The sequence below is a fragment of the Mumia sp. Pv4-285 genome (genome assembly GCF_041320275.1).
GTDB classification, from domain to species: domain Bacteria; phylum Actinomycetota; class Actinomycetes; order Propionibacteriales; family Nocardioidaceae; genus Mumia; species Mumia qirimensis.
The window spans coordinates 2,271,947-2,291,563 of record NZ_CP162023.1; the positions used below are offsets into that span (position 1 = coordinate 2,271,947).

At 70.6% G+C, this 19,617-nt stretch carries 21 protein-coding genes and 1 riboswitch; of the genes, 15 read left to right on the forward strand and 6 right to left on the reverse strand.

The window, feature by feature from the left end; translation table 11 throughout:
* The first annotated feature begins 17 nt into the window (after positions 1 to 17).
* From AB3M34_RS10930 to AB3M34_RS10940, 3 genes are read left to right on the forward strand one after another with little or no spacing between them, the layout of a single operon-like run.
* Complete coding sequence (locus AB3M34_RS10930) at positions 18 to 686, forward strand: YcnI family protein (protein WP_370619812.1); 669 nt, start codon at positions 18 to 20, stop codon at positions 684 to 686.
* On the forward strand, positions 683 to 1,219 hold the full coding sequence (locus tag AB3M34_RS10935) for a copper resistance CopC family protein (protein ID WP_370619813.1): 537 nt from the start codon (positions 683 to 685) through the stop codon (positions 1,217 to 1,219). Before AB3M34_RS10930 ends, AB3M34_RS10935 begins: the two co-directional genes overlap by 4 nt.
* Positions 1,219 to 3,273 carry a cytochrome c oxidase assembly protein gene (locus AB3M34_RS10940; protein WP_370619814.1) on the forward strand — a complete coding sequence of 685 codons (2,055 nt, stop codon included), beginning with the start codon at positions 1,219 to 1,221 and terminating at the stop codon, positions 3,271 to 3,273. The genes AB3M34_RS10935 and AB3M34_RS10940 overlap by 1 nt, the downstream gene beginning before the upstream one ends.
* Before the next feature lie 4 nt (positions 3,274 to 3,277).
* Here AB3M34_RS10940 and AB3M34_RS10945 read toward each other — a convergent pair whose 3' ends face one another.
* Positions 3,278 to 3,901, reverse strand: coding sequence for a superoxide dismutase (locus AB3M34_RS10945; protein ID WP_370619816.1), 624 nt, complete (start codon positions 3,899 to 3,901; stop codon positions 3,278 to 3,280).
* 175 nt (positions 3,902 to 4,076) lie between these two features.
* On the opposite strand from AB3M34_RS10945, the gene AB3M34_RS10950 reads away from it, so the two are divergent.
* The 12 genes from AB3M34_RS10950 to AB3M34_RS11005 all read left to right on the forward strand — a co-directional run bounded on the left by AB3M34_RS10950 (position 4,077) and on the right by AB3M34_RS11005 (position 15,365).
* Positions 4,077 to 4,682 carry a CDP-alcohol phosphatidyltransferase family protein gene (locus AB3M34_RS10950; protein WP_370619818.1) on the forward strand — a complete coding sequence of 202 codons (606 nt, stop codon included), beginning with the start codon at positions 4,077 to 4,079 and terminating at the stop codon, positions 4,680 to 4,682.
* Positions 4,683 to 4,738: 56 nt separating this feature from the next.
* A complete protein-coding gene (locus tag AB3M34_RS10955; protein WP_370619820.1) occupies positions 4,739 to 5,542 on the forward strand; it encodes a DUF881 domain-containing protein in 804 nt (267 codons plus the stop codon).
* A complete protein-coding gene (locus tag AB3M34_RS10960) occupies positions 5,539 to 5,871 on the forward strand; it encodes a small basic family protein (RefSeq protein ID WP_370619822.1) in 333 nt (110 codons plus the stop codon). Before AB3M34_RS10955 ends, AB3M34_RS10960 begins: the two co-directional genes overlap by 4 nt.
* An 8-nt stretch (positions 5,872 to 5,879) precedes the next feature.
* The gene (locus tag AB3M34_RS10965; protein ID WP_370619824.1) at positions 5,880 to 6,623 is read left to right on the forward strand and encodes a DUF881 domain-containing protein; all 744 of its coding nucleotides are present in this window, start codon (positions 5,880 to 5,882) and stop codon (positions 6,621 to 6,623) included.
* A gap of 15 nt (positions 6,624 to 6,638) precedes the next feature.
* A complete protein-coding gene (gcvH, locus tag AB3M34_RS10970; protein ID WP_370619826.1) occupies positions 6,639 to 7,016 on the forward strand; it encodes a glycine cleavage system protein GcvH in 378 nt (125 codons plus the stop codon).
* A gap of 118 nt (positions 7,017 to 7,134) precedes the next feature.
* The gene (locus AB3M34_RS10975) at positions 7,135 to 7,605 is read left to right on the forward strand and encodes an FHA domain-containing protein (protein WP_370619828.1); all 471 of its coding nucleotides are present in this window, start codon (positions 7,135 to 7,137) and stop codon (positions 7,603 to 7,605) included.
* A gap of 15 nt (positions 7,606 to 7,620) precedes the next feature.
* Complete coding sequence (locus AB3M34_RS10980) at positions 7,621 to 8,346, forward strand: MerR family transcriptional regulator (RefSeq protein ID WP_370619830.1); 726 nt, start codon at positions 7,621 to 7,623, stop codon at positions 8,344 to 8,346.
* A gap of 9 nt (positions 8,347 to 8,355) precedes the next feature.
* The gene (locus tag AB3M34_RS10985) at positions 8,356 to 8,829 is read left to right on the forward strand and encodes a bifunctional nuclease family protein (RefSeq protein WP_370619832.1); all 474 of its coding nucleotides are present in this window, start codon (positions 8,356 to 8,358) and stop codon (positions 8,827 to 8,829) included.
* 125 nt (positions 8,830 to 8,954) lie between these two features.
* On the forward strand, positions 8,955 to 9,548 hold the full coding sequence (locus AB3M34_RS10990; RefSeq protein ID WP_370619834.1) for a MerR family transcriptional regulator: 594 nt from the start codon (positions 8,955 to 8,957) through the stop codon (positions 9,546 to 9,548).
* A gap of 44 nt (positions 9,549 to 9,592) precedes the next feature.
* A riboswitch (glycine riboswitch) is annotated at positions 9,593 to 9,684 on the forward strand.
* A 77-nt stretch (positions 9,685 to 9,761) separates the two neighbouring features.
* A complete protein-coding gene (gcvP, locus tag AB3M34_RS10995) occupies positions 9,762 to 12,674 on the forward strand; it encodes an aminomethyl-transferring glycine dehydrogenase (protein WP_370619836.1) in 2,913 nt (970 codons plus the stop codon).
* Positions 12,671 to 14,035: a serine hydrolase domain-containing protein gene (locus tag AB3M34_RS11000; protein WP_370619838.1), complete on the forward strand. Its 1,365-nt coding sequence runs from the start codon at positions 12,671 to 12,673 to the stop codon at positions 14,033 to 14,035. The genes gcvP and AB3M34_RS11000 overlap by 4 nt, the downstream gene beginning before the upstream one ends.
* Before the next feature lie 79 nt (positions 14,036 to 14,114).
* Positions 14,115 to 15,365 (forward strand): serine hydrolase domain-containing protein, encoded by a 1,251-nt coding sequence (locus AB3M34_RS11005; protein WP_370619840.1) that lies wholly within the window; start codon positions 14,115 to 14,117, stop codon positions 15,363 to 15,365.
* On the opposite strand, the gene AB3M34_RS11010 is transcribed toward AB3M34_RS11005, so the two are convergent.
* The 5 genes from AB3M34_RS11010 to AB3M34_RS11030 form a co-directional block, all read right to left on the reverse strand.
* Positions 15,338 to 15,970: a response regulator gene (locus AB3M34_RS11010; RefSeq protein WP_370619841.1), complete on the reverse strand. Its 633-nt coding sequence runs from the start codon at positions 15,968 to 15,970 to the stop codon at positions 15,338 to 15,340. The genes AB3M34_RS11005 and AB3M34_RS11010 overlap by 28 nt on opposite strands.
* On the reverse strand, positions 15,963 to 17,210 hold the full coding sequence (locus AB3M34_RS11015; RefSeq protein WP_370619842.1) for a sensor histidine kinase: 1,248 nt from the start codon (positions 17,208 to 17,210) through the stop codon (positions 15,963 to 15,965). Before AB3M34_RS11015 ends, AB3M34_RS11010 begins: the two co-directional genes overlap by 8 nt.
* Before the next feature lie 31 nt (positions 17,211 to 17,241).
* Positions 17,242 to 18,000, reverse strand: a complete 759-nt coding sequence (locus tag AB3M34_RS11020) for an ABC transporter permease (protein ID WP_370619843.1) — start codon at positions 17,998 to 18,000, stop codon at positions 17,242 to 17,244.
* Positions 17,997 to 18,944 (reverse strand): ATP-binding cassette domain-containing protein, encoded by a 948-nt coding sequence (locus AB3M34_RS11025; protein ID WP_370619844.1) that lies wholly within the window; start codon positions 18,942 to 18,944, stop codon positions 17,997 to 17,999. Before AB3M34_RS11025 ends, AB3M34_RS11020 begins: the two co-directional genes overlap by 4 nt.
* A gap of 92 nt (positions 18,945 to 19,036) precedes the next feature.
* Positions 19,037 to 19,612, reverse strand: coding sequence for a dihydrofolate reductase family protein (locus tag AB3M34_RS11030; RefSeq protein ID WP_370619846.1), 576 nt, complete (start codon positions 19,610 to 19,612; stop codon positions 19,037 to 19,039).
* Positions 19,613 to 19,617 lie beyond the last annotated feature (5 nt).

Sequence of the window (19,617 nt, forward strand, 5' to 3'; positions counted from 1 at the left end):
ATCAGAAAGCACCTGTCATGAAGACGTTCGTCCTGCGCTCCGCCCTGCTCTCCGGCGCAGCGGTCGCACTCGCGATCCTCCCGTCCGCTCCCGCCTCCGCCCACGTCGGCGTCGATGCGCCCGACGCCACCAAGGGCGGCTGGTCCACGTTGTCCTTCCGCGTCCCGACCGAGTCCGACACCGCCAGCACCACCGAGCTCACCGTCGCCTTCCCCGAGGGCGTCGACTTCGAGTACGTCGCCACCCGCACCAAGCCCGGCTGGACCGTGACGAAGGCCGACGGCGAGTCCGTCACCTGGACGGCCGAGAAGGGGTACGCGATCGCTCCGGGGGAGTTCGACGTGTTCGACCTTCGCGTCGGCCCGCTCCCGACCGACGCCGACACCCTGGAGTTCCCCGCGACCCAGACGTACTCCGACGGGACCACGGTCGCGTGGGACCAGCCGACGCCCGAGAGCGGTGAGGAGCCCGAGCGGCCCGCACCCGTTGTGACGCTCGGAGAGGCGTCCGAGGACGGGCACGGGGCGCACGGCGCGGACTCCGACGACACGTCCTCCGAGGCCGCCGACGCAGATTCGTCGTCCGGTGGTGTCGACGGCTGGCTCGTCGCCGGCGTCGCGGTTCTCGCCCTCGCACTGGGCGCGCTCGGGGCGAGCCTGATCCGCCGGAGGCCTCGGAACCGATGAGCACCGCCGTTCGCAGGCTGCGCTCCGTCGCGCTCGTCTGCATCGTCGCCGTCGGGCTGCTGCTGGTCAGCAGCCCGACGGCGACCGGCCATGCCGTCCTCGTCTCGACGTCACCCGCGGACGGCTCCACCGTGGCGACCCTTCCCGCCGAGGTCGTGATGACGTTCAACGAGAACGTCACCACCCCGGCGTACGTCGTGGTCGAGGCGCCGGACGGCACGAAGGTCACCTCCGGTGAGGCTCGGACCGACGGCACCGCGGTCCGGGCGCCGCTCGACGACGCCGGCATCGCGGGGGAGTACCGAGCCTCCTACCGGGTGGTCTCCGCCGACGGGCACCCGATCACCGGCTCGGTGTACTTCACCGTCAGCCAGGGGCGTACCGTCGAGAAGACCCGGGACGACCAGGGAGCCGACGACGCGAGCTTCGTCCACGAGCACCGCGCGCACTTCCTGTGGGGCGCGGCCGGAGTCGTCGCTGCGGCGGCGCTCCTGCTGTGGCCGCGTCGCCGGGAGGACAAGGAGGAGGAGTGATGGCCGCGCCCGCACGCTGGGCTCTCGGGGCGTTCCTTGCGACGTTCGCGACGCTGTACGTGGCCCTGGTGGTCGGAGGCGCTGCGCCGGAGGAGCCGGCCGCGGGGATCTCCGACCCCGGCTCGTTCGTGGGCTGGGCGATCCCGGTGGTGAAGGTCGTCGCCGACCTCGCCGGCCTGGTGACTGCCGGGTTCCTCGTGACCGCGGCGTTCCTGCTGCCGTCGAGCGGTCCTGACGTCCAGGGCCTCTCGGCCCGAGCGATGCGCCGCGCGTCGACGGCGGCGTTCGCGTGGGCCGGCGTCACGCTTGTCCTCTTCGCGCTGAACGCGGCCGATCTCCTCCTCATCCCCGTCGACCAGCTGTCGTGGAGCGTGCTCACGCAGTTCTTCGACGGCACCGAGCTGGGGTGGGCGCTGGTCGCGCAGGCGGTGATCGCCCTGCTGGTGGCCGTGCTCACCCGGCTGACGTTCAGCGTGCGTGCGGCCGCGCTCCTCCTCGGCCTCACGCTCGGCGGCTTCGTCCCGCAGGCGCTGTCCGGCCACTCCGCCGGATCCGGTTCGCACGACCTCGCCGTCGTCAGCCTGCTGCTCCACCTCGTGGGGGCGGCGCTGTGGGTGGGTGGCCTCGCCGGCCTCGCGTGGATCGCGCTGCGGGGGAGTCGTCGGCTCCCGGCCGGCGTGGCCCGGTTCTCGACGCTGGCGCTGTGGTGCGTCGCCATCATCGGTGTCTCGGGCGTGGTCAACGCGGCCACCCGCATCCAGGGGCTCGGCGACCTCGACTCCCAGTACGCGATGCTCGTCTGGGCGAAGGTCGCCGCGTTCGTCGTCCTCGCGAGCTTCGGGCTCGTGCACCGTCGCCGAACGGTGGCCGAGCTCGAGCAGACGGACGGGCTCGACGACGGGCCGGCACGCGGACGTGCCCGGCTGCTCTTCCTCCGGGTCGCTGCGGTCGAGCTGATCGTGATGGGCATGACGGTCGCGGTCGCCGTCGCGCTGTCGCGGACGCCGACCCCGAAGCCCAGCGACCTCTACCAGTCGCCCGCCGAGGCGATCCTCGGCGGCGCGCTCCCGCCTGAGCCGACGCTCTGGCGTCTGCTGTGGGGCTTCACTCCCAACGGCGTCGGCCTCGCCGTCGTCGGGCTCGGGCTCGCGTTCTACGTCGCCGGGCTCCGCGTCATGCGGCGCCGTGGTGACTCCTGGCCGGTCGGCCGCACGATCTCGTGGATGACGGGACTCGTCGTCATCGGCTGGGCGACGTTCGGTGGCCTCGGGGTCTACTCCCACGTGCTCTTCAGCGCGCACATGGTCTCGCACATGATGCTCAGCATGGTCGCGCCGATCTTCCTGGTGCTTGGCGCCCCGGTGACGCTGGCACTGCGGACGCTGCCCGGGCCGCGCAGCAAGGGCGACGTGTCGCCCCGGCAGATGCTGGTGTCGTTCCTGCACTCGCGGTTCACGAAGGTCGTCACGTTCCCGCTGGTCGTCGCGCTGGTCTTCATCGGGAGCCTGTACGGGCTCTACTTCACGCCGCTGTTCGAGACCGCCATGGAGAGCCACATCGGTCACGGACTGATGGAGCTGCACTTCCTCGCCGCAGGCTCGCTGTTCTACTACGTGATCGTCGGGGTCGATCCGTCCCCACGCACGATCGCACCGCTCTGGCGGTTCGTGATCCTGATGGTGACGATCCCGTTCCACGCGTTCTTCTCGATCGCGATGATGTCCATGACGACCGTGGTCGCCGAGGACTTCTACACCTCGCTCGACCGGCCGTACGCCACGGACCTCCTCGCCGACCAGTACCTCGGCGGTGGCATCGCCTGGGCGATGGGCGAGGTCCCGCTCGTGATCGTGATGGCGGCCCTGTTCGTCCAGTGGTTCCGATCGGACTCCCGAGAGGCCGAACGGCACGACCGAGCGGCCGGGCGCAACGACGACGCCGACCTCGCCGCCTACAACGCCTACCTCGCCCAGCTCGCCGGGCGACCGGAGTCGAAGCCCGGGCAGACAGAAGCCCGGTCGGCCACGAGGACCGACCGGGCTTCCGACAGCTGACGGGCTACGGGGTGTAGAGCGTCGTGGTGTTCGTACGGGCGGCCTCGAAGCGCGCCTGCACGTCGGCCCAGTTGACGACGTTCCACCAGGCCTTGACGTAGTCGGCCTTGACGTTCTGGTACTGCAGGTAGAACGCGTGCTCCCACATGTCGAGCATGAGGAGCGGGACCAGCCCGACCGGCAGGTTGCCCTGGTGGTCGTACAGCTGGCAGATGATCGGGCGCTGCGCGAGCGTCTCCCACGCGAGGATCGACCAGCCCGAGCCCTGGATGCCGAGGGCGGTGGCCTCGAAGTGGGCGCGGAACTTGTCGAACGACCCGAAGAAGTTGTCGAGGGCCGCGCCGAGCTCGCCGTCCGGCTTGTCGCCGCCGTCGGGCGACATGTTCGGCCAGAACACCGAGTGGTTCACGTGCCCCGCGAGGTTGAACGCGAGGTTCTTCTCCAAGAGGTTGACCGTCGACAGCGCGTCCTTGTCGCGGGCCTCGGCCATCTGCTCCAGCGCCTGGTTGGCGCCGTTGACGTACGTCTGGTGGTGCTTGTCGTGGTGAAGCTCCATGATCTTGCCGGAGATGTGGGGCTCGAGAGCTCCGTAGTCGTACGGCAGATCGGGCAGGGTGTAGTCAGCCACGTGTCCTCCATCGATTCTCTTGAGTTGTCCTCACAGTCTCTCAGCCGTGGCGCGACTGCAACCGCCGGGTTCGCCAGGTGATCCGCAAGGTGGCTGGTGGCAGCGGTTAGTCTTGTGGACGCCCGTGACACCCGCGTCCTCGACGCGCCCGAGTGAAGCCGTACCGTAGACAAGGATGCCCGTGACCGCCGCCCCGAACGCCTCGAGTGCCGAGCGAGTCCTCACGGTTCCGAACCTCCTGAGCTTCATGCGGCTCCTCGGAGTGCCGTTGTTCCTCTGGCTCGTCCTCGGGCCGGAGGCCGACGTCCTGGCCCTCGTCGTGCTCGTGGTCTCCGGCTTCACCGACTACCTCGACGGCTACCTCGCGCGCCGTCTCGGGCAGACCTCCAAGCTCGGCGCGATCCTCGACCCGGTGGCCGACCGGATGTACATCCTGGCGGTCGTCTTCGGCCTCGCCATGCGCGACATCATCCCGTGGTGGCTGGCGATCATCCTGCCGCTCCGTGACGTGATGCTCTTCGGTCTGGTGCCGTTCCTGCGCACTCGCGGCTACAGCTCGCTGCCGGTCCACTTCCTCGGGAAGGCGGCGACGGCCGGCCTCCTGTACGCGTTCCCGCTGCTGCTCCTCGGCGACGACACCGGCACCGTCGCGGGCCTCGCGAACGTCTTCGGCTGGGCGTTCGCGATCTGGGGCGTCGGCCTCTACTGGTGGGCGGGCATCCTCTACGTGTGGCAGGTGCGGCGTCTCATGGCCACCGTTCCGCCGCTGAAGGCGCAGTAGGGCGCGACGTGGCGGAGCGGCGTACGGGGTCGAGCACGGAGCCCGCATCGGGGGACGTGTTCTCAGCAGACGTGACCGGCAACTCGATGACGCTCCTGCAGAACATCATCGACCACCCGCTCGACGACGACTACTACACGCACGCGCCGCACGAGCGGTCGCGGCGAGGCCGTACGGCGGCTGTCGTCGTCATCGCCTTCTTCGCCCTCATGATCACCCTGGCGGTGCTGCAGACCCAGGCGGCCAAGCCGGAGGAGGAGACCGAGCGCGCCGTGCTCATCACCCAGCTCGAGAAGCGGATGACCTCCGTCGACGCCCGTCGGCAGGAGGTCGCCGACCTCGGTCGCTCGGTCACCCGGCTGCAGCGCGTCCAGGCGGGCGCCGAGGCGCTGGCCCGTGCGCAGGAGCAGCGTGCCGTCGTCGGCACGATCGCCGTCAGCGGTCCAGCGGTGCGCGTCACCGTCGACAACGCCGACGACGCCGACGACAACCCGGCGGGTCGTGTGCGCGACAAGGACCTCCAGGTGCTCGTGAACGGCCTGTGGGCCGCCGGCGCCGAGGCGATCGGGATCAACGGCAACCGCCTGACGTCGATGTCGTCGATCCGGGCCGCAGGCGAAGGCATCACCGTGAACTATCGCTCGTTGACCACCCCGTACGTGGTGACGGCGATCGGGAATCCGCGTACGCTTCCCGGGAACTTCGTCGAGACGGCCGCCGCTCAGACCTGGAGCAGCCTGAAGGAGAATTTCGGCATGCGGTTCGACGTCACTGAACGCAACGCGGCTGACCTGCCCGCTGCGCCCCGACGCGCGTCCACGATCCGCCACGCGCAGGTGATGGAGGTGAGCGACCAGTGATCGCCGTCATCGGCCTCGTCGTCGGCGTCGCGCTCGGCCTCATCTTCGAGCCGAGCGTGCCCGCAGGCCTCCAGCCCTACCTCCCCATCGCGGTGGTCGCCGCCCTCGACGCCGTGTTCGGAGCGATCCGTGCCTACCTGGACGGACGGTTCGACGACAAGGTCTTCGTGGTGTCGTTCATCTCCAACGTCCTCATCGCCGCGCTCATCGTCTTCGTCGGAGACCAGCTGGGGGTCGGCGCGCAGCTCTCGACCGGCGTGATCGTCGTCCTCGGGATCCGCATCTTCTCCAACGCCGCCGCGATCCGGAGGCACCTCTTCCATGCCTAGGGTGAGTCATGGCTGAGGGACAGGCACCCGACACCAAGAAGGCGTGGGCGCGGGTCCGGCACGCGCTGACGGGCCGCCCGTCGCGCGGTCAGTGGGTCGTGGCGGCGCTCTTCCTCGTGCTCGGGTTCGCCGCGGTGACGCAGGTGCGGGCGACGAACGACGACGACTTCGCGGGGATGCGTCGCGACGAGTTGGTGACGCTGCTGGAGACCCTGGACAGCGCCGACGAGCGGCTGACGCAGCAGCGCGCCGAGCTCGCCGAGACGCAGCGCCGCCTCCAGCAGAGCTCCGAGCGCAACCAGGCCGCGATCGAGGAGACCCGCCGTGCCGCCGACACGCTGGCGATCCTCGCCGGCACGGCGCCTGCCGTGGGCCAGGGTGTCGTCATCACGATCGAGGACCCTGACGGCACGGTCCTCGCCGGGCCGATGCTCAACGCGATCGAGGAGCTGCGTGACGCCGGGGCCGAGGCGATCCAGGTCAACGGAGTCGTCCGCGTGGTCGCCCAGTCGTACGTGACCGACGACGCCAACGGTGCGGTGCGCATCGACGGTCGCGAGATCAAGCGCCCCTACGTGATCGAGGCGATCGGCGACTCCCATACGCTGGACCAGGCCGTGATGTTCCGAGGAGGGCTCGCCGACCAGGTGGCGGCGCTCGGAGGAGAGGTCGACGTCGAGCAGGTGGACTCGCTCGAGGTGACCGCACTGGCTGAGGAGCGCGAGGCCGAGTACGCTCGGCCCGCACGTTGACGACGAGGAGTGACCGTGATCCCCGAAGACCTCCAGTACACCGCCGACCACGAGTGGATCCGGTTCGACGGCGACATCGCCACGATCGGCATCACCGACTACGCGCAGGACCAGCTCGGCGACATCGTCTACCTCTCGCTGCCGGCCGTCGGCGAGTCGGTCGAAGCCGGTGCCGTGATCGGTGAGCTCGAGTCCACGAAGTCGGTCAGCGACCTCTTCGCACCCGTCACCGGCGAGGTCGTGACGGTCAACGACGGGCTCGAGTCGAACCCCGAGACCGTCAACTCCGACCCGTACGGTCAGGGGTGGCTCATCACTGTCCGAGTGCCCGATCCGGGTGGTGCGGACGATCTCATGAGCGCCGCCGCCTACCAGGCGTCGATCGACTCCTGAACCCGTGCGCTGCCGGTCCCGTGTGTCGGTTGACCACCCCCCGGCAGGCACGTAGGTTTCACACCAACAGCCGTCAAGCTCGAGCCCGGGTTGAGAGTATCGAAGGGGATCCCCGCCAATGTCGCGCACGAACGAGGACGATCCGACGCCGGACGTCCCCGAGAGCCCTTCTGAGACGACGTCGACCATCTCTCTGCCGCCGACCTCGGACGCAGATCCCGGTTCGGGAGGCGGGCTCAGCGCCGACGACGCCGCTGCGCTCGACGCACTGCCGCCGGGTTCCGCCCTGCTGGTCGTCCAGCGTGGTCCGAGCGCGGGTTCGCGCTTCCTCCTCGACACCGACGAGGTCTCGGCGGGCCGCCACCCCGACAGCGACATCTTCCTGGACGACGTGACGGTCTCGCGCCGTCACGCCGTCTTCCGGCGGACGGACGCCGGGTTCACCGTGAGCGACGTCGGCAGCCTCAACGGCACGTACGTCAACCGCGACCGGATCGACGACGTGCTCCTGAGCAGTCGCGACGAGGTGCAGATCGGCAAGTTCCGTCTGGTCTACTACCCGAGCTCCGCGAGGAGCGCCACGTCGTGATTGAGACGGCATAGCGTGACCCAGGCCGCGTCGCACGTCGCTCGGTTGAGCATCGGAGAGGTGCTCGACGAGCTGCGTGCGGACTTCCCGGACGTGTCGATCTCCAAGATCCGCTTCCTGGAGACCGAGGGTCTGGTCGAGCCGGAGCGCACGCCCGCCGGCTACCGCAAGTTCTCGCGTGCCGACGTGGAGCGCCTGCACCTCGTCCTGCGCGTGCAGCGCGACACCTACTGGCCGCTCAAGGTCATCCGCCAGAAGCTGGACGACCTGGATCGCGGTGTGGTCGCTCCGGACGACGAAGGAGTCCTCCAGGTGCCTCGCGTGATCCTGTCGTCGGACGGTCTGCCCGGTCCTGAGGCGTTCGCGAGCCGGCCGAAGGACATCCGGTTCCGCCGGAGCGAGCTCGTGCAGACCTCGGGCATCGACGAGGACCTGCTCGACGAGGCCGAGGAGTTCGGGCTCGTCGCTGCGGTGTCCGGCGCCTACACCGAGGCCGACGTGGTGATCGCGAAGACGCTGGCCGAGCTCGCGTCGTTCGGGCTGGGCCCCCGCCACCTCCGCGGCATGCGCACCGCTGCCGATCGCGAGGTCGGGATGATCGAGCAGATCGTCGAGCCCCTGAGGCGCCGCCGTGATCCCGGTTCGGCCGCCCGCGCGGACGAGACCGCCTACCACGTGGCGTCGCTCTCGGTGCTGCTCCACACCATGCTCGTCAAGAACGGACTCCACCGCCGGGGGTAGGCTGAACTCGTGCGCGAGCTCGATGTGGTGGGAGTCCGGGTGGAGATGCCCACCAACAACCCTCTGGTGCTGCTCCGCGAGGTCGCGGGGCCGCGCTACCTGCCGATCTGGATCGGTGCGGTCGAGGCCACCGCGATCGCCTTCGCCCAGCAGGGTGTGGTGCCGCCACGCCCACTGACGCACGACCTCCTCAAGGACGTCATCGAGGCGCTCGGGGACGAGCTCACCGAGGTGCGGATCACCGAGGTGAAGGACCACGTCTTCTACGCGGTCCTGGTGTTCGCCTCCGGTGCCGAGGTCGAGGCGCGGCCGTCCGACTCGATCGCGCTCGCCCTGCGCACCGGCACCCCGATCTACTGTGCCGAGGACGTCCTCACCGAGTCGTCGGTGGGGGTTCCCGACGAGGAGGAGGAAGAGGTCGAGAAGTTCCGCGAGTTCCTCGACGAGATCACTCCTGAGGACTTCGAGCAGGGAGGGTCCTGACGCAACGTTCATCCTGGACTTGAGGTTGAGGGTCGTTCCGGCGAGTCGCGCCGGATGTCGTTGACCACCTGGGGGAGCGGACCTACCTTGAACGGGCAGACAGACGGTGTGAGACGGAGGCTTCGGTGGGCAGCAAGCAGCACTCGACGGACCGGCACGACAGTGCCGGCGCTGCCGCGCACGAGATCGCAGGCGACCAGGGCCTCCTGTTCGACGACGACGTCGCGGCCCTCCCCGAAGACTCGGGCTTCCGTGGCCCGACGGCGTGCAAGGCCGCCGGCATCACGTACCGCCAGCTCGACTACTGGGCCCGTACGGAGCTGGTGGAGCCGTCGATCCGCGACGCCAGCGGCTCCGGCACCCAACGCCTCTACTCGTTCCGCGACGTGCTCCTGCTCAAGATCATCAAGCGCCTGCTCGATGCCGGGATCTCGCTCCAGCAGATCAGGACGGCGATCCAGCACCTGCGCGAGCGCGGCACCGACGACCTCACGACGGTCACGCTGATGAGCGACGGCGTGTCGGTCTACGAGTGCAGGTCGGCCGACGAGGTCATCGACCTGCTCCAGGGCGGACAGGGCGTCTTCGGGATCGCGATCGGCGGCGTGTGGCGTGAGATCGAGGGCACGCTGTCAGACCTTCCGAGCGAGCGCGCCGCGGCGTCCGACGATCCGTCCGACGAGCTCGCTGCGCGACGCAAGGCACGCCGCGTCAGCTGAGCTGTGGCGTTCGGCCGGCTGGTAGCCTGAGCGCGAAGGGCCGAGCATGTCACGCGGGAGAGCCCGCGCAGCGTCGCGGCGCCGAAGGGGCAATTCCTCCCCGGAACCTCTCAGGCACCAGGACCGCGTGACCTAGGCACTCTGGAGCGCACCGTCGCGTGACAGAGGGGGAGGGTTGACGACCGACCCACCCGATCCTGCGGGAGCCTCGCGATGAGCGACCAGTCCACCACGGTGACCCACTCCGGTTCGAGCGAACCGATCCTTCCACTCAGCGTGCTTGCCGGAGCCGCCCCGTTCGCGTCGCGCCACATCGGCCCCGACGCCGCCGAGCAGGCGACGATGCTCGGCGTCCTGGGGTACGACACCCTCGACGAACTGATGGCCGCGGCCGTTCCCAAGGGCATCCGTCTCGGTGAGACGCTGTCGCTGCTCCCGGCGCTGTCCGAGCCACAGGTCACGGCAGCGCTCCGCGGGCTCGCCGCCCAGAACAACCCGGGTGTCGCCATGATCGGCCTCGGCTACCACCCCACCGTGACGCCACCGGTGATCCGCAGGAACGTGCTCGAGGATCCCCGCTGGTACACCGCGTACACGCCCTACCAGCCCGAGATCTCGCAAGGCCGGCTCGAGGCCCTGATCAACTTCCAGACGATGGTCGCGGACCTCGCCGGGCTCCCCACGGCCAACGCGTCGTTGCTGGACGAGGGTACGGCGGCAGCCGAGGCGATGACCCTGACGCGTCGTGCCGTCCGCGCCAACGCCGACAAGCCGTTCGTCGTCGACACCGGCTGCCTCCCGCAGACTCTCGCCGTGGTCCGGACCCGCGCCGAGGCGATGGGCATCCCGCTCGTCGAGGCCGACCTCTCCCAGGGACTTCCCGACGGCGATCTGTGCGGCGCCCTGATCGCCTACCCGCGTGAGGACGGCGCGATCGTCGACCCCACCGACGTGATCTCCGCCGTCCACGAGCGCGGCGGACTTGCCGTCGTCACGTCGGACCCGCTCGCGCTGACCCTGCTGGCCTCGCCGGGCTCGCTCGGGGCGGACGTCGTCGTCGGCTCGAGCCAGCGGTTCGGGGTGCCGATGTTCTACGGCGGCCCTCACGCCGGCTTCATCGCCGTCAAGGACGGCCTCGAGCGCCACCTTCCGGGCCGGCTCGTCGGCGTGAGCGTCGACGCCGAGGGGCGCCCGGCGTACCGGCTCGCTCTGCAGACCCGCGAGCAGCACATCCGCCGGGACCGCGCGACCTCCAACATCTGCACGGCGCAGGTGCTGCTGGCCGTCGTCGCCTCGATGTACGCGGTCTACCACGGGCCGGAGGGCCTGCGGCAGATCGCGTACCGGGTGCACCGCTCGGCGGCGGTGCTGGCCGAGGGCCTGCGGACGCACGGCGTGGAGGTCGTGCACGACACGTTCTTCGACACCGTCCTCGCCGCGGTCCCCGGCCGTGCCGACGAGGTCGTCTTCGCCGCACGTTCGCACGGGATCCACCTGCGCCGCGTCGACGCCGACCACGTCGGCATCAGCACGTCCGAGGTCACGACCCCGGCCCACGTCGAGACGGTGTGGGAGGCCTTCGGCATCACCGGCGCGGATCTCCCGGCCATCGACGATGCGGCGGGCGTTCCGATCGGGGGCGCTCCGCAGCGCACCGATCCCTACCTCGCCCACGACGTCTTCAACACCCACCACTCCGAGACCGAGATGCTGCGCTACGTCACGAAGCTCGGCGACCGCGACTACGCCCTCGACCGCGGCATGATCCCGCTCGGCTCGTGCACGATGAAGCTCAACGCCACCACCGAGATGGAGCCGGTGAGCTGGCCGGAGTTCGCCGACCTCCACCCCTTCGTCCCTGGGGAGGACGCCCAGGGCACGCTCCGGCTCGTCAAGCAGCTGGAGTCGTGGCTCGCCGAGGTGACCGGCTACGCCGCGGTGTCGATCCAGCCCAACGCCGGTTCCCAGGGTGAGCTCGCCGGCCTGCTGGCGATCCGCGGCTACCACCGCAGCCGCGGCGACGTCCACCGCGACGTCTGCCTGATCCCGTCGTCTGCGCACGGCACCAACGCCGCGTCCGCGGTGATGGCAGGCATGCGGGTGGTGGTCGTGAAGGCGGCCGACGACGGCGAGGTGGACCTCGACGACCTTCGCGCGCAGTGCGCCGCGCACGCCGACGACCTCGCGGCGATCATGGTCACCTACCCGTCGACTCACGGTGTCTACGAGCACGGGATCACCGAGCTGTGCGAGGTCATCCACGCAGCCGGTGGTCAGGTCTACGTCGACGGGGCGAACCTCAACGCGCTGCTCGGCCACGCGAAGCCGGGCGAGTTCGGTGGTGACGTCAGCCACCTCAACCTGCACAAGACGTTCTGCATCCCCCACGGCGGGGGAGGACCGGGCGTCGGGCCGGTGGCGGTCGCCGAGCACCTCGTGCCGTTCCTGCCGAGCCACCCGATGGCGCCGCTGGCCGCCGACCGGGAGGGCATCGGTGCCATCAGCGCCGCCCCGTACGGGTCCGCGGGCATCCTGCAGATCTCGTGGGCGTACGTCGCGCTCATGGGCGCGCAGGGTCTGACCGACGCGACGTCCGTGGCGGTCCTCAACGCCAACTACGTCGCGCAGCGGCTCCGTGGCCACTTCCCGGTGCTCTACGCCGGCGACCACGGGCTGGTGGCGCACGAGTGCATCCTCGACGTGCGTCCGCTCACGAAGGCGAGCGGCGTCAGCGTCGACGACGTCGCCAAGCGCCTCATCGACTACGGGTTCCACGCACCCACGATGAGCTTCCCGGTTGCCGGCACCCTCATGGTCGAGCCCACGGAGTCGGAGTCGCTGACCGAGATCGACCGGTTCTGCGACGCGATGATCGCCATCCGCGCGGAGATCGAGGCGGTCGAGCGGGGTGAGGTCGCGGTCGAGGAGAGCGCGTTGCGTCGTGCCCCGCACACGCTGAAGGCCCTCGCAGGGGACTGGGACCGGCCGTACGACCGCGACGCCGGCGCCTTCCCGACGGGTAGCCACGTCGACAAGTACTGGCCCGCGGTCGCACGCATCGACCAGGCCTACGGCGACCGCAACCTTGCGTGCGCGTGCCCGCCTCCGGAAGCATTCGCGGAGTGACCTCGCAGCCCTCTCCGTACGTCCTCGACGCGACCGCCGCCCACCTTCAGGCGGCGGTCGCCTCGGCCCAGGCGACCTGCCGCGTCCCGTCGTTGAGCGCCGCCGTAGTGCGCGACGGGGCCGTCGCGTGGCAGGGAGTCCGCGGCACGGCCGTGCGCGGCGGCGAGGCCGAACGGCCGACGGCAGACACGCAGTACCGCATCGGGTCGATCACCAAGACCTTCACCGCAGCGCTCGTGATGCAGCTCGTCGACGAAGGCGTCCTCGACCTGGGCGACACCGCGGGCACGTTCGTGCCCGAGGGTCCGTTCGCGGCAGCGACGATCCGCGGTCTGCTGTCGCACGCAGCCGGTGTCCCGGCCGAGCCTGTCGGACCGTGGTGGGAACGCAGTCGAGGCACCTCGTACGAGGCCCTCGCCCGCGCGAACGCCGACGCTGCGCCGGTCCTCGCCCCCGGCGAGCGCTACCACTACTCCAACCTGTCGTTCGCGATCCTCGGCCGCGTCGTCGAGGTCCTCCGCGGAGCGCCGTGGCGCGATGTCCTGAACGACCGGGTTCTCCTGCCGCTCGGCATGAACCGCACCACGTTCGAGGCGACACCGCCGCACGCCGACGGGTGGTCTGTCGAAGCCCTGACCGGGATGCTCGTCGCCGAGCCGCACCAGGACACGGGCGCGATGGCGCCGGCCGGCCAGCTCTGGAGCACCCCGGCCGACCTGTGCGCCTGGCTGGCCGAGCTGGCGCGACCGACGCTCGTCAGCGCCGACGCGATGGTGGCGATGACGACGCCGCAGTCGGGGGACCCTGACGAGAAGGGCGCCGGCGCGTACGGGCTCGGCCTGCGGCTCGCCGTCGCGGGCGAACGCGTGCTCGTCGGGCACGGCGGCTCGATGCCCGGCTTCCTCGCCGGGGCGTACGTCGACCGCGAGAGCGGCGTCGGGGCGGTCGTCCTGGCGAACACCGCGTACGGACTCGACGTCAGCACCCTCCCGCGCACGCTCATCGAGGTGGTCCTCGCCCACGAGCCTGTGGTGGCGGCAGAGTGGACGCCGACGCGCGAGGTGCCCGACGCCGTCCGAGAGCTCCTCGGCACCTGGCACTGGGGGCACCAGCCGTACACGATGTCGTACGACGGACAGCGGCTGCTGCTGGCCTCCGACGGTGGGCGGGCGTTCGCCTTCGCGCCGTCCGGGCGCGACACGTGGACGGGGCTCTCCGGCTACCAGCTGGGGGAGACGATGCGGGTCGTGCGCCGCGACGACGGGTCGGTCAGCCACCTCGACGCAGCGACGTTCTGCTACACCCGCACCCCGTACGACCCCACGGTGCCGATCCCCGGCGCCGGCGACGAGCGCGGCTGACCGTTCTCGGGGAGCGACCGGGGGAGCCACCGGGGTGATCACCGATCTGCGGGGACGGTGAGGAGGCGACGGTGGAGGCATGACTGATCGCCTCGCCCGAGCGCTCCTGGGAGCAGCCGTCGCCACGTCGCTCTTCTTCGTGCCGTTGCCCGCGTCAGCACAGCCCACGGACGGGGCCGCCGACGGAGTGGTCGACCAGCGCGTCGACGCACCGTTGCCGCAGCTCGACCCGGCAACGCTGCAGGCGACGATCGGCGATCTCATACGGCCGGAGAGCACGTCCGCGCAGCTGAAGGTGTCCGGGACGGCCGGCCGCTGGTACGGCTCCGCGGGGGTCGCCGACCGGCGGAGCCGACGCGCGGTCGGACCTGGGGACCGGTTCCGCGCGGGCAGCATCACGAAGATGTTCGTCGCCACCGTCGTGCTCCAGCTGGTCGCCGAGCACCGGCTGCGGCTCGACACCCCCGTCCAGGACCTCCTTCCGGGCCTGATCCCGGACCAGTACGCGCCGATCACCGTCGCCAACCTGCTCAACCACACCAGCGGGCTCCCGCCGATGAGCGGGCCTGGTGTCCCAGCGCTCGACACGCCGGAGGCGGTCCTGGCGACCCGGTTCGACCGGTGGACGCCCCGGCGGCTCGTCGCCACCCAGACCCGCGGACCGATGACGTTCGAGCCGGGGACGCGACAGGAGTACCGGGGGGTGAACTACGTCCTCCTGGCGATCCTGATCGAGCAGGTGACGGGTCAGCCCTACGGTGTGGCCGTCGGCGACCGGATCCTGCGGCCGCTCGGCCTGCACAGCACGGTGATCCCGGGGCACGACCCGCGCCTCCACGGGCGCCACGTCCATGGCTACCTCCGGGCGGGAGGACGTCTGGTCGACGTCACGGTCTTCGACCAGTCCTTCTCGTACGGCGAGGGCGAGCTCGTCACCACCAGCGCCGACCTCGATCACTTCCTCGCGGCGCTCTTCGCAGGTCGGCTCCTGCCGCGGGAGGTCCAGTCCGAGCTGTTCCGGCTGCCGCCGGCCTCGGTGCGGATGTGGGCTCCCGGCGGCGCCGACGGAGGACCGGCGCGCTACAGCAACGGCCTCCAGACCGTCACCGTGAACGACGTGACGTTCTGGGGCAAGACGGGGGAGACGTACGGGTACCAGTCGGCGGCGTTCTCCACCCGGGACGGACGGCGGCGGCTCGTCCTCTCGACCACGCCGACGGGCGACGACGAGTCGGAGCCCCCGATGGCGGCGCGGGTCGCGGACGTCCTGACTCGGCCGAGCGCAGGCGAGCTCGGGGTAGGTCAGCCGCCGAGGAGTCCGCGCTCGTAGGCGACGGCGACCGCGGCTGCGCGGTCCTTGACGCCGAGCTTCTCGTAGACGTGTCCGAGGTGGGTCTTGACGGTCGCCTCGCTGACGAAGAGCGTCCTCGCGATCTCACGGTTCGGCCGCCCCCGCGCGACCAGGGTGAGGACCTCGGTCTCCCGTGCACTGAGCTCCTGCGAGCGTGACCGCACTCGCGAAACCACCCGGGTGGCCACCGTCGGAGAGAGGACGGACTCTCCGCGGGCCGCCGCGCGGATGGCGGCGAAGAGATCGTCGCGGCGGGCGTCCTTGAGGAGGTAGCCGGTCGCGCCGGCGTCGAGCGCGGCCATGATGTCGCGGTCGTTGTCGTAGGTGGTCAGCACCAGAACACGGCTGGACACCTCGCGCAGGCGCAGCTCGGCGAGGGCTTCGACGCCGCCACCACCCGGCATCCGCAGGTCCATGAGGACGACGTCCGGTTGCAGCGACTGCGCCAGCCGGACGGCCGTCGGTCCGTCGGCGGCCTCGCCGACGACCTCGAACTCCGGGGAGGAGTCGAGCATGCCTCGGAGGCCGTCGCGGACCACCGGATGGTCGTCGACCAGGAGCAGGCGGAGCGGGGCCTCAGTCATCGCACACCGACGGTACGCGGAGCGACACAGCAGTGCCGCCGCCGGGCTCCGACTCGACGACGAGCTCGCCGCCCGCGCGCTCCGCCCGCCGGCGCATGCCCTCGATGCCGAACCCGCTGCGGTCGCTGCGGATCGAGGACGAGGGGTCGAAGCCCCGACCGTCGTCACGCACGTCGAGCACGACCTCGTCGTCGGTGAAGGACAGCGTCACACCGACACGCGACGCTGCAGAGTGGCGCGCTGCGTTGGTGAGCGACTCCTCCATGACGCGCAGGACGACGGCCTCGAACTCGGGGGAGAGCGGCTCGGGTTCGCCGGTCACCACGACCTGGGCGGCGATCGCGTGCTCTGCGGACCAGGTGTCCGCGCGCGCCCGTACCGCCTCGACCAGGTCGAGATGGTCGAGCGCGGCAGGTCCGAGCGCCTCGACGGACCGGCGTGCCTCGTCGAGCGAGGCTCGGGCCAGCTCCGCAGCGCGCTTGCGGTGGCCGTCCGCGGCGGCGGGGTCGTACGCGTCGTCTGCCGCCTGCAGCTGCGTCACGATGCCGGCAAGGCCCTGCGCGATGGTGTCGTGGATCTCCGCCGCGAGCCGCTCGCGCTCCTCGTGCATCCCCGCCTCGCGAGCACGTGCCACCAGCGCGTCCTGCAGCTCGGCGTTCTCCCGCAGCGCCTCCTCGAGCCTGGCGTTGGTCTGCTCGAGCTCGGCGATCGTGCCGACGCGCTCCTCTGCGAGGGCCTCCTCCTGCCTGCCCAGTGCGGTGAAGACCAGGACGAGCACGAGGTTGAGGGCCAGGAGTCCGAGGAAGATGAACGCCTGGAGCACGTCGGTCGGTGGGAAGCCGCCCGACTGCGAGCCGGCCATGGTCACCGCGGTGACGGTGAGCACGACCGGCACCCAGCGACGGCGGACGTAGGTCGCCGCGTCGAAGTACGCCACGAACGCGAACACCGCGCAGAACGGGTTGAGCCACGACATGACGAAGGCGATGAGCGTGCGCCCTGCGAGGTACGCGTGGCCCAGACCGTCGTCGAGACGGCCGCCCCACCGCCGATCGACGCACCACCAGTGACCCAGGCCTGCGACCGCAGCGAGTGCGAGCACGTACGGCGTCGCGGCGGCTCGGCCGATCGCCGGCGCGGTGGCGACGGCGAGGAGGCAGGCGAGTGCCAGCAGTCCGTACGGGCTCCAGCGCTGGAGCGCCGCCCAGCGCTGCTCGACCCGCACCGACAGCTCGCTCATCGTCCCTGCTCCGTCCTCTCTCGGTCGGCTGTCACTCCCACCGGAAGTAGCGCGCCGCGGCCCCGCCGAGTCCGATCGTCCACGCCAGCAGCACCAGGATGTGCACCAGACCGGGCGCGTCTCCAGCGGCGGCGGCGTCGAGCGCCAGCACGGCAGCACCGTTGGGCGTCAGCGCCACGATGTCTTGGAGCAGGTCGGGGAGGACACTGATGGGCACCCACACGCCCGCGGTGAACATCGACGGGAAGAAGACCACCGTACCGATCGCGGCGGACGCCTTGGCCGATGGGGCCAGCCCCGAGATGAGCCCACCGGTGGCCAGGTTCGCGAGCACGGCGAGCAGGAACACCGCGGTGTACACGAGCGGTGACTTCGGAAGGTCGACGCCGAAGACGACCAGCCCGACGAGGATCGCGAGGAGCGCCCCGGCGAGGATGCCGACTCCGTGGATCACCCATTGGGCCATCAAGATCTGGGACGGCTTGGCGGGTGTCGTCGAGTACCGCCGCAGCACGTCGTTCTCACGGTAGGCCGCGATCACGGCAGGCATCGACTGCAGCGATGCCATGATCGCCGACAGCAGGACGGTGATCGGGACGTAGAGGGCGATCACCGGCAGCCCGCCCAGATCGTCGCTGGGTTCGCGGAACGACGGGATCGCGCCCAGGATGCAGAGCAGGATGGTCGGGAAGAGCACGATCCAGAACATCGCCGCAGGCTCGCGCAGCATGAGGCGTGCCTCCGTCCGCAGCATGCTCGTGCCGGGGGAGCGCGTGGCGGTGGTGGTCATCGGACGATCTCCTTGTCGCCGGCGCCGGTCGGCTGTTCGCTGACCAGGTCGAGGTACGCCTCGTCGAGGGTGGACTCGGTGATGCGCAGGCGGTCGGGACGCACCGCACGGTCGCGCAGCCAGTCGAGGACGAGCAGGACAGCCGGCTCGTCGCACGCGACCTGGACACGCCCCGACCGCTCCATCACGTCGGAGACGCCCGTGACGATCCGCAGGTCGTCGAGATCAGGCAGCCCGGCGGAGACGAAGGAGACGACCAGCGGCGCCGCGGTTCGACCGATCAGCCCTTCCGGGGTGTCGACCACGAGGACGCGTCCGCGCTCGACCACGGCGATCCGGTCGCACAGGTGCTGCGCCTCCTCCATCAGGTGGGTGACGAGGAGGACGGTGGTTCCCTCGGCGCGGATCTCCTCGACGAGCTCCCACACCTCACGACGGGAGTGGGGGTCGAGACCGGTGCTCAGCTCGTCGAGGAGAGCGACCTTCGGTCGGCCGACGAGTGCGAGGGCGATCGCGAGCCGCTGCTGCTGGCCTCCCGAGAGCTTGCGCCACGGATGATCCATCCGTTCGGCGAGACCCAGCCTGTCCGCCAGCTCGACGGGGTCACGCGGGTCGTCGTAGAAGGACGCGAACAGGTCGAGCGCCTCGCGGACCCGCAGCTTCGGCTGGAGCCCCGCCTGCTGGAGCTGGACGCCGACCGAGCGCTCGACGGCGTCGCGGTCCTTGGCCGGGTCGAGGCCCAGGATGCGAACCGTGCCCGCGTCGGGGCGTCGCAGCCCGGCGATGCACTCGACGGTCGTGCTCTTTCCGGACCCGTTCGGGCCGAGGACGCCGAAGATCTCCCCCTCGGAGACGGACAGGTCGACGTGGTCCACGGCCACCACGGGTCCGTACGTCTTGCGCAGCCCGCGGACCTCGATGGCGGGCGCTGATGTCGTCGTCATACACCCATCCCATCGCGAACGCGGCGGTTGCCGCATCCACCGACCGGGTGGAGGTCGGTCGACCGATCGGCTGGGGCTTCACGACACACAGCTCAGATCCTGTCGTAGACGAGCACGGCGTTGCCCCCGGGGAATGTCATGAGGTCGGTCAGGTCGAAGGAGACCGGCGCGAACGGCGCGCCGCCGAAGGCGGAGATCCCCGCGCCGGCGACCACCGGGTAGCGCTTGACGATGATCCGGTCGATCTCCGGAAGCACCGCCGTGGCCAGCCTGCCACCGCCGGCGAGGTAGACGTCGAGGAGCGAGTCCTCGGCCTTGAGACCGCGTACGAGGGCGACCGGGTCGTCGCGCACGATCGTCACGTCGGCGGAGAGCTCCTCCTGCGTCGTGGAGACGACGTACTGGCGCAGGTGCGGGTACGGGCTGGTCATGCCGAGGGCGAGCCCGGGTTCGTAGGTCCGCCGACCCATCACGACCGTGTCGAAGTGGCGATTGGGGGCGTCGGTCAGGCCGAGCTGGGTCCTGCCCAGGGACGGAAGGACATCGGGGTACTCCTCGAGCATCCAGGCGGCGTACGCGTCGGACGAGGGAAAGAAGTCGACCTCGTCGTCAGGGCCGGCGATGAAGCCGTCGATGGAGAGGGCGACCAGGTAGGTGAGGCGTCTCATGTCTC

Coding starts and splice junctions, on each gene's coding strand:
- AB3M34_RS10975 (WP_370619828.1), top strand. CDS start 7,135: ATGTCGCGCACGAACGAGGACGATCCGACGCCGGACGTCCCCGAGAGC.
- AB3M34_RS10940 (WP_370619814.1), top strand. CDS start 1,219: ATGGCCGCGCCCGCACGCTGGGCTCTCGGGGCGTTCCTTGCGACGTTC.
- AB3M34_RS11005 (WP_370619840.1), top strand. CDS start 14,115: ATGACTGATCGCCTCGCCCGAGCGCTCCTGGGAGCAGCCGTCGCCACG.
- gcvP (WP_370619836.1), top strand. CDS start 9,762: ATGAGCGACCAGTCCACCACGGTGACCCACTCCGGTTCGAGCGAACCG.
- AB3M34_RS11020 (WP_370619843.1), bottom strand. CDS start 18,000: ATGACCACCACCGCCACGCGCTCCCCCGGCACGAGCATGCTGCGGACG.
- AB3M34_RS11010 (WP_370619841.1), bottom strand. CDS start 15,970: ATGACTGAGGCCCCGCTCCGCCTGCTCCTGGTCGACGACCATCCGGTG.
- AB3M34_RS11030 (WP_370619846.1), bottom strand. CDS start 19,612: ATGAGACGCCTCACCTACCTGGTCGCCCTCTCCATCGACGGCTTCATC.
- AB3M34_RS10930 (WP_370619812.1), top strand. CDS start 18: ATGAAGACGTTCGTCCTGCGCTCCGCCCTGCTCTCCGGCGCAGCGGTC.
- AB3M34_RS11015 (WP_370619842.1), bottom strand. CDS start 17,210: ATGAGCGAGCTGTCGGTGCGGGTCGAGCAGCGCTGGGCGGCGCTCCAG.
- AB3M34_RS10950 (WP_370619818.1), top strand. CDS start 4,077: ATGCCCGTGACCGCCGCCCCGAACGCCTCGAGTGCCGAGCGAGTCCTC.
- AB3M34_RS10935 (WP_370619813.1), top strand. CDS start 683: ATGAGCACCGCCGTTCGCAGGCTGCGCTCCGTCGCGCTCGTCTGCATC.
- AB3M34_RS11025 (WP_370619844.1), bottom strand. CDS start 18,944: ATGACGACGACATCAGCGCCCGCCATCGAGGTCCGCGGGCTGCGCAAG.
- AB3M34_RS10965 (WP_370619824.1), top strand. CDS start 5,880: ATGGCTGAGGGACAGGCACCCGACACCAAGAAGGCGTGGGCGCGGGTC.